Raw genomic sequence first — 7,990 nt, forward strand, 5'->3', positions numbered from 1 at the left:
ATCCCGAGACGGCAGCTTTATCAGCCTGTGAATCTGAGAAATTCTATGGCGATGTTGAGACCTTGCGTTCAGACCACGCCATTGAACAGACTCCGGCTGCGCTGGAGCTGCACGACATCACCTTTGGCTATCAGCCTGACCATCCAACGCTGCAAAGGTTAAACTTGGTCGTGCCAGAAGGGCAGGTAACCGCGCTTGTCGGCCCGAGTGGTGGTGGCAAAAGCACAGTCATGAAGCTGTTGCTGGGATTTTACCCACCGGACGAAGGTGTGCTGCGGGTTCATGGTCGCTTGGCAGAAGAATTTCCGTTGGATGAGGTCAGGGATTTAATGGCCTATGTACCACAGGAGGCTACGCTGTTCCACGGTACAGTAGCGGATAATATCCGTTTTGGCTCACCGACTGCCACGGATGAAGAAGTAGAGGCTGCGGCCAAAACAGCCTATGCCAGCGGCTTCATAGGCGAGCTGCCAGAGGGGTACGACACGATTGTCGGTGAACGCGGAGCCAATTTGTCCGGCGGTCAAAGACAGCGGATCGCAATTGCCCGTGCTTTGCTCAAAAATGCACCGATTTTGCTGTTGGATGAAGCGACCTCGGCTTTGGATGCAGAATCGGAATATGAAGTCCAGCAGGGCTTAAATGAGCTGATGAAGGATCGTACGACATTAGTTATTGCCCATCGATTGTCTACGATTGAACGGGCGGATACGATCTGTGTCCTTGCCGATGGCGAACTGAAAGAGCAGGGTACCCATGATCAGCTCCTTGCCGAGGGAGGTCATTATGCAGAGCTGTATGAGCTTCAATTTCGAAAGCATCCCGAGGAACAAACCGCATAAATATGCGAATTTCCTTTTTACCAATATCTATTTTGCGAGGAGAGAAACGGATGACACAGCAAGATGTTCAATTGTTTTCGCTAAGCCAGCCACAGCAACGGATTTTGTATACGGAGCTTCTGTATCCTAATCGGAACACATCAACAATTATTGCAACAGTAAAAATCAGGGGAACTGTTCGTATAGATGCCTTGCAGCAAGCAATGAACCGGGTGATTGCCCAAAATGATTCTTTCCGTATCAAGATCACTGCTCAGGATGGGATTCCATATCAATATGTAGAGCCGTTTACGGCGGAAAATATAGAAACGCTCCAAGTTGCCCCGGAAGAAGCGAATGTATGGTTAAAGCGTCATAATCCACAGCCGTTCTCATTGTTGGATTCGCAGCTGTACCGATTTGTTATCTTGCAGCTCGGAGCAGAAGAAACCTGGTTTAATTTTAAAATGCATCATATTATTTCAGATGGCGTGTCCATGAATCAGGCCATTAATGAAATCACCGGACATTATATGGATATTGTGCATGGTACAGGTCAAGATGCACCGACCAAAGGCAATCCCTATCTGGATTTTATCCAGGTAGAGCAAAGCTATGAGCAATCAGACCGTTATCAGAAGGACAAAACGTACTGGACAGAAAAGTTTGCCGATTTGCCAGAGACTACAGGTTTGAAATCATATAACCCGCTGACACTGAGCACAGCTGCACGCCGGGAGAGCTTTATACTGGAACATGAGTTGTATCGTGGTGTTACGGCTTTTTGCGAGGAACATAAAATTAGTATTTTCACGTTCTTCCTGGCGGCTCTGTATATTTATTTGCATAAAGTGACGGGAGAGCAGGACCTAACCGTGGGGACACTCTATGCCAACCGTACGTCTAAGAAGGAAAAGGATACCATCGGTATGTTCGTCAGCACCGTGGCTACGCGTCTGTTAGTCGAACCAGAATCCGAACTGCTGACCTTCCTGCAAGGTGTAGGGAAGGAGCAGGCGTCCATTTTGCGGCATCAGCGTTACCCATACAACAAAATTATTCAGGATTTGCGTGAACAGCAAAGCAGTCTGGACATTCAGCGTCTGTTTGGTGCTTCCATCCAGTATCGTACATTGAGTTTCTCCCGGTTTGATGAAGCCATTCAGCAGGTAGATAACGATTTCTGCGGAGATACGGTGAACGACTTCGATATTCACATGGTTGAAATGCTGGATGACGATAGACTTGTGCTGTACCTAGATTATCGTACCGAGCTGTTTACTGAACAGGAAATTGCTCGAATTATTCGACAATTTTTGAGTGTAGCGGAGCATATGGTGCAGGGCCCACACAAGCGGATACAGGAATTGTCGCTGATCAGTGAGGAAGAACGGGCACAAATCGTCGACGTATTCAATGCTACTGCGGTGGAATATCCACACGAAGCAGGCATTCATGAGTTGTTTGAGGAACAGGCTGAACGTACACCGAATCAGACAGCAGTCGTGTTCGGAAATGCCCGTTTAACTTATGGCGAACTGAATGTTAAAGCAAATCGACTGGCTCACACGTTGCGCGGATACGGTGTTACCGCCGAGCAAACTGTAGGTATCGTTGCTGAGCGTTCCACGGATATGATTGTCGGCATGTTGGCGATTCTCAAAGCGGGCGGCGCATATGTGCCGATTGACCCTGATTATCCGGCTGAACGTGTACGTTACCTGCTGGAAGATTCGGGGGCAAAGTTGCTGCTGGTGCAGCATGCAGAACAGCAACTGGAGGAATACACCGGAATCGTACTGGATCTGAGCGATGCTAAGGTGTACGGGGCAGAGAATGACCAAGGCTTGAATACCGTACATTGGGAGCAAAACGGGGCTTATCATGCGGATTATACCAATTATACAAATCTGAAAAATGAGATTTTAAATGAATCATCCTCGTCTGTCGTAGACAGCACTGCTGGAGAACAAGAACGTAAATTTGGAAACCGACTAGCTTATTTGATGTACACTTCGGGCACGACCGGACAGCCCAAAGGGGTTATGGTAGAACATCGCAATGTCGTGCGTTTGGTGAAAAGTACAAACTATGCGCAATTGGATGCTGATACACGCATTTTGCAAACTGGCGCCGTTGTCTTTGACGCGTCCACCTTCGAAATTTGGGGTGCGCTATTGAATGGTGGACAGCTCGTGCTGGTAAGTCAGGATGTCATTTTGGACGCTCCAAAGCTCAAGGAAGCCGTACGCAACCATGGTATCACGACAATGTGGCTGACTGCGCCGCTCTTTAACCAGCTATCTCAGCAGGACTTGGAGCTGTTCGAGGGGGTACAAGAACTGCTGGTCGGTGGTGATGTGCTGTCCGTACCGCACATTAACCGGGTGCTGGAGGCTCATCCGTCCCTGCGGATCATTAACGGCTATGGGCCGACAGAAAATACAACTTTTTCTACAACTCATGCGATTGCCAGCGTGCAATTGGAAGCGGTGCCGATTGGGCGTCCGATTCACAACTCCACAGCGTATGTCGTAGACCGTTCCATGCAGCTTCAGCCTGTCGGGGCATGGGGGGAGTTGATCGTCGGCGGCGACGGGGTGGCACGTGGCTACCGGAACCGTCCGGATTTAACGGCTGAAAAGTTTGTAGACAGCCCGTTCCGCAGCGGAGAGCGCTGCTACCGCACAGGCGATTTGGTGCGCTGGAATGAGGACGGGACGTTGGAATACAAAGGACGGATTGACGCACAGGTGAAAATCCGGGGCTACCGGATTGAGTTGGGCGAGGTGGAAGCACAGCTGCTGAAGCTGGAGGCGGTGCAAGAAGCCGTCGTCATTGCACGTGAGGATGAGCAGGGGCAAAAGCAGCTCTGTGCATATGTAGTCACCCTTGCGAATATCGCGGCTAGCGAGCTGCGAAGTGCCTTGAGCCAAGAATTGCCGGGTTACATGGTACCGTCATATTTTGTGCAGTTGGAGCAATTACCGTTGACACCAAATGGCAAAGTGGATCGTCGGGCATTGCCGCAACCAGAAGGAAGCGTGGATTCCGGTGAGGATTACGTAGCGGCACGTAATGAGGTAGAACGTACGCTAGTGTCTGTGTGGCAATCTGTACTTGGTATTGAGCATATTGGTGTGCTGGATAACTTTTTCCATCTGGGGGGCGACTCGATTAAGGCCATCCAGGTGTCTTCAAGACTGCTGCAAAATGGTTACAAGCTGGAAATGAGGGAGTTGTTCCAGTATCCGACGATTGCTGAGCTGAATGGACGAGTGCAGCGGGTGAGCCGTGTTTCCGATCAAGGAGAAGTCAGTGGAAACGTGGCATTGACACCGATTCAACACTGGTTCATTGAACAGCAGCCATCCAATCCTGAATACTATAACCAGGCTCTGATGCTGCATCGTGAGGATCGATTGGATGAAACGGCGCTTCGTCAGGCACTGCAACGCATTGTCGAGCACCATGATGCTTTGCGCATCGTATTCCGCCAAAATGCGGACGGTGGGTATGAAGCATGGAACCGTGGCGTGCAAGAAGGAGAATTGTACAGCCTCGAAGTAGTTGATTTTACAAATGAGTCTGACTTTGCTCATTTGCTGGAGGACAAAGCCAGCGAAATTCAAAGCAGTATCCGTCTAGATAAAGGCCCTTTGGTGAAGCTGGGTCTGTTCCGTTGCACCGATGGAGACCATTTGTTGGTAGCGATCCACCATTTTGTGGTCGACGGCGTGTCTTGGCGTATTTTGCTAGAGGATTTGGCATCCGGTTATGAGCAGGCTTTACAGGGCGAGTCTGTCCGTTTACCCAACAAAACGGATTCCTTCCGTCTGTGGGCAGACCAGCTATCCGCTTATGCGAGCAGTGGAGCGTTGGAGAACGAGCGTGCGTATTGGGAGCAGATTGAGCAAGCAGGGAAGAGTCAGGCATCCTTGCCTAAAGATTACACTCGTAAATCTCAGGCCAAGCCACAGCTTCGCGATGATCGGACACTGACAGTAGCGTGGACGGTAGAAGAAACGGAACAATTCTTGAAACAAGCTCATCGTGCCTACAATACGGAAGCGAACGACCTATTGCTGACAGCTCTGGGCACCGCAATTCAGGAGTGGGCAGGTATCCGTCAGGTGCTTGTAAATCTGGAGGGTCACGGACGGGAAGCCATTTTGCCGGATGTGGATATTACGCGTACGGTCGGTTGGTTTACCAGCCAATTCCCGGTTGTACTCGATATGGGCGAGGAACAGAATGTGGGACGGCGTGTCAAGAACGTCAAAGAAGGACTGCGCCGTTTGCCGCATAAAGGAATTGGATACGGGATTTTGAGATATCTTGCTGACAGGGAAGGGGAAGCCGCTTTTGTCGCCGAGCCGGAAATCAGCTTTAACTATCTCGGACAATTCGATCAGGATTTAAAGAAAAATGCCTTTCGCATGTCTCCTTATTCCATCGGAGTTTCCATTAGTGATACGTTGACCAAGCGGTATGCTCTGGATATCAACGGCATGATCACGGACGGTGCACTGGAACTGACGATCAGCTACAGCAACAAAACGATCATGAAAAAGTCAATCAAAAAGCTTGCTGATCTGCTTCATGAGAGCTTGCGTGAGGTATTGGCTCACTGTGTGGAAAAAGAGTTGCCAGAGCTGACGCCAAGCGACTTGTCCTTCCAAGGACTGACGGCTGGAGAGCTGGATCATATTGTAGAGCAGACGGCTACTGCGGGAGAACTAGAAAACATTTATTCGCTCACACCCATGCAAAAAGGCATCCTGTTCCACGGCTTAATGGAGCCGAAATCAGGGGCGTACTTTGAGCAGGCGACATTTGATCTGCAAGGCAGCTTTCAAGTGGAGGCTTTTGCCGAAAGCTTAAATCAACTGGTGGATCGCCATCAAATATTCAGAACGAATTTTTATAGCGGCTGGAATGAGCAGCCTTTACAGGTGGTGTACCGCCACAAACATGCCGGGTTCCGTTTTGAAGATGTGCGTTCAATCGGACAAGGAGAGCAGGACGCATACATTGCTGATTTTGCTGAGCGTGACAAAGTCGAAGGTTTTAATTTCAGCTCAGGCGAGCTGATGCGGGTGTCTGTTTTGCGTACAGGCGAGGAGTCGTACCGTTTTGTATGGAGCTTCCACCATATTTTGATGGACGGCTGGTGCTTGTTCCTGGTTGTGGGGGAAGCATTTAATACGTACTTTGCCATCCTCGAAGACCGCAAGCCGGAGCTTGTCCCGATAACGCCATACAGCGAATATATTGAATGGCTGGAGCGACAGGACAACGCGGAGGCTGAACGGTTCTGGAGTGATTACTTTGCTGGTTTCGAGCAGCAGACGGTATTGCCGCAGGCAAAACAGCTGGACGGTCACGCTAAAGAATATGAAGCGGACAAGCTTTCGTTTACACTGGGCCGCGAAGTGACGGAACGGATGAACAAGCTGGTTAAGCAAAAGCAAGTGACGGTCAACACCCTTCTGCAAGCAGCATGGGGCGTTGTGCTGCAACGGTATAACAACAGTCGGGATGTTGTATTTGGCAGTGTCGTATCCGGCAGATCAGCGGATATTCCGGGCATAGACAAAATGATTGGTTTGTTCATTAATACGGTTCCTGTACGGATTCACAGTGAGAAAGATATTACGTTTGCTGCGTTAATGAAGCAGATACAGGAGCAGGCACTGGCTTCCCGTGCTTATGAAACCTATCCGTTGTATGAAATTCAGGCCCTGACAGAGCAAAAACAGGATCTGGTGAACCATATTATGGTGTTTGAAAACTACCCAGTGGAACAGCGTATGGAGCAAATGGGTAGCCGTGGTGAGAATGGTTTTACAATTACAAATGCTTCCGTATCGGAGCAAACGAACTATGATTTCAACATTACGGTTGTGCCGGGTGATGAAATTCATGTCCATTTAGAGTACAACGCGCGAGTATTGGAACGTACAGCTATAGAGCAAATCCGCGGGCATTTGCTGCATATTATTGAAGAAGCGATTAACAGACCAGATGCGCTGGTAGATGAGCTTGAGTTGGTGACTGCTTCGGAAAAAGCGAAAATCATCGACGGTTTTGGATCAGTGGGCGTATCTGCATGGAGTGATGAAAAGCAATCAGAAGGGTTGTTCCACGCCTATGTGGAAGAACAAGCGCAGCTTGTGCCGGATCACGTGGCAGTTGTATACGAGGAGCGGCAGCTTACGTATCGCGAGCTGAACGAGCGTGGGAACCAACTTGCTCGTAGATTGCGGAATGAAGGCATTGGGCGTGAATCCATTGTTGGTATTTTGAGCGAGCGCTCGGTGGACATGCTGGTCGGCGTATTGGCGGTATGGAAAGCCGGAGGTGCATATGTACCTTTAGATGCGGATTATCCGTCTGACCGTATCCGCTTTATGCTGGAGGACAGCGGCGCTACGGTGCTACTGACTCAAACAGGTTTGCAGGAGCGTGCCCAAGCATGGCTGAATGAAAGCCGATGGGCTTTGGCCGAAGGAAAGGCTGAGGGTGAGCTGGAAACGGCGGTTGGCATTGAAACGATGGAAAGAGACAGCCTTAATGAGGGATTAAGCTTGAAATCAGATTCGGAGTCTGATAGCGAAGCAGCATCCGAATCCGCAGCGAACTTGCGTCTGCATGCCGTGCTGGCGCTGGACGATGAGTCGCTGTACACCGGGGATCCCACGGATGTGGAGCACATCAATGAGCCGCAGGATCTGGCGTACGTGATCTACACGTCCGGTACAACGGGACGTCCGAAGGGCGTCATGATTGAGCATCGCAGCTTGGTGAATACAGCCGCGGCCTACCGCCGGGATTACCGTCTGAACCAGTTCCCGGTACGCCTGTTACAGCTGGCGAGCTTCTCCTTCGACGTATTCGTCGGCGATATCGCGCGGGCGCTCTATAACGGTGGAACGATGGTCATCTGCCCGAAAGATGATCGCATTGATCCAAGCCGTCTATACGGCTGGATTCGCGACTATCAGATTACGGTGTTCGAATCAACCCCGGCCTTGATTGTACCGTTTATGCAGCATGTGCATGAACACGGGCTGGACATGAGCAGTCTGGAATTGCTGATCACCAGCTCGGATAGCTGCAGCGTGACGGATTACCGGGTGCTGCAAGAACGATTTGGCGCAGATATT

2 protein-coding genes are annotated in these 7,990 nt (G+C 50.2%); both read left to right on the forward strand.

The window, feature by feature from the left end:
- A partial coding sequence (locus GRP75_RS15365) for an ABC transporter ATP-binding protein (RefSeq protein ID WP_160789732.1) occupies window positions 1–842 on the forward strand: 842 nt, incomplete at its 5' end.
- A gap of 50 nt (window positions 843–892) precedes the next feature.
- Window positions 893–7,990 (forward strand): non-ribosomal peptide synthetase (locus tag GRP75_RS15370; protein WP_160789733.1); only part of this gene is annotated, 7,098 nt, incomplete at its 3' end.

The sequence above is a fragment of the Paenibacillus sp. OT2-17 genome (assembly GCF_009827695.1).
Taxonomy (GTDB): Bacteria; Bacillota; Bacilli; order Paenibacillales; family Paenibacillaceae; genus Paenibacillus; species Paenibacillus polymyxa_B.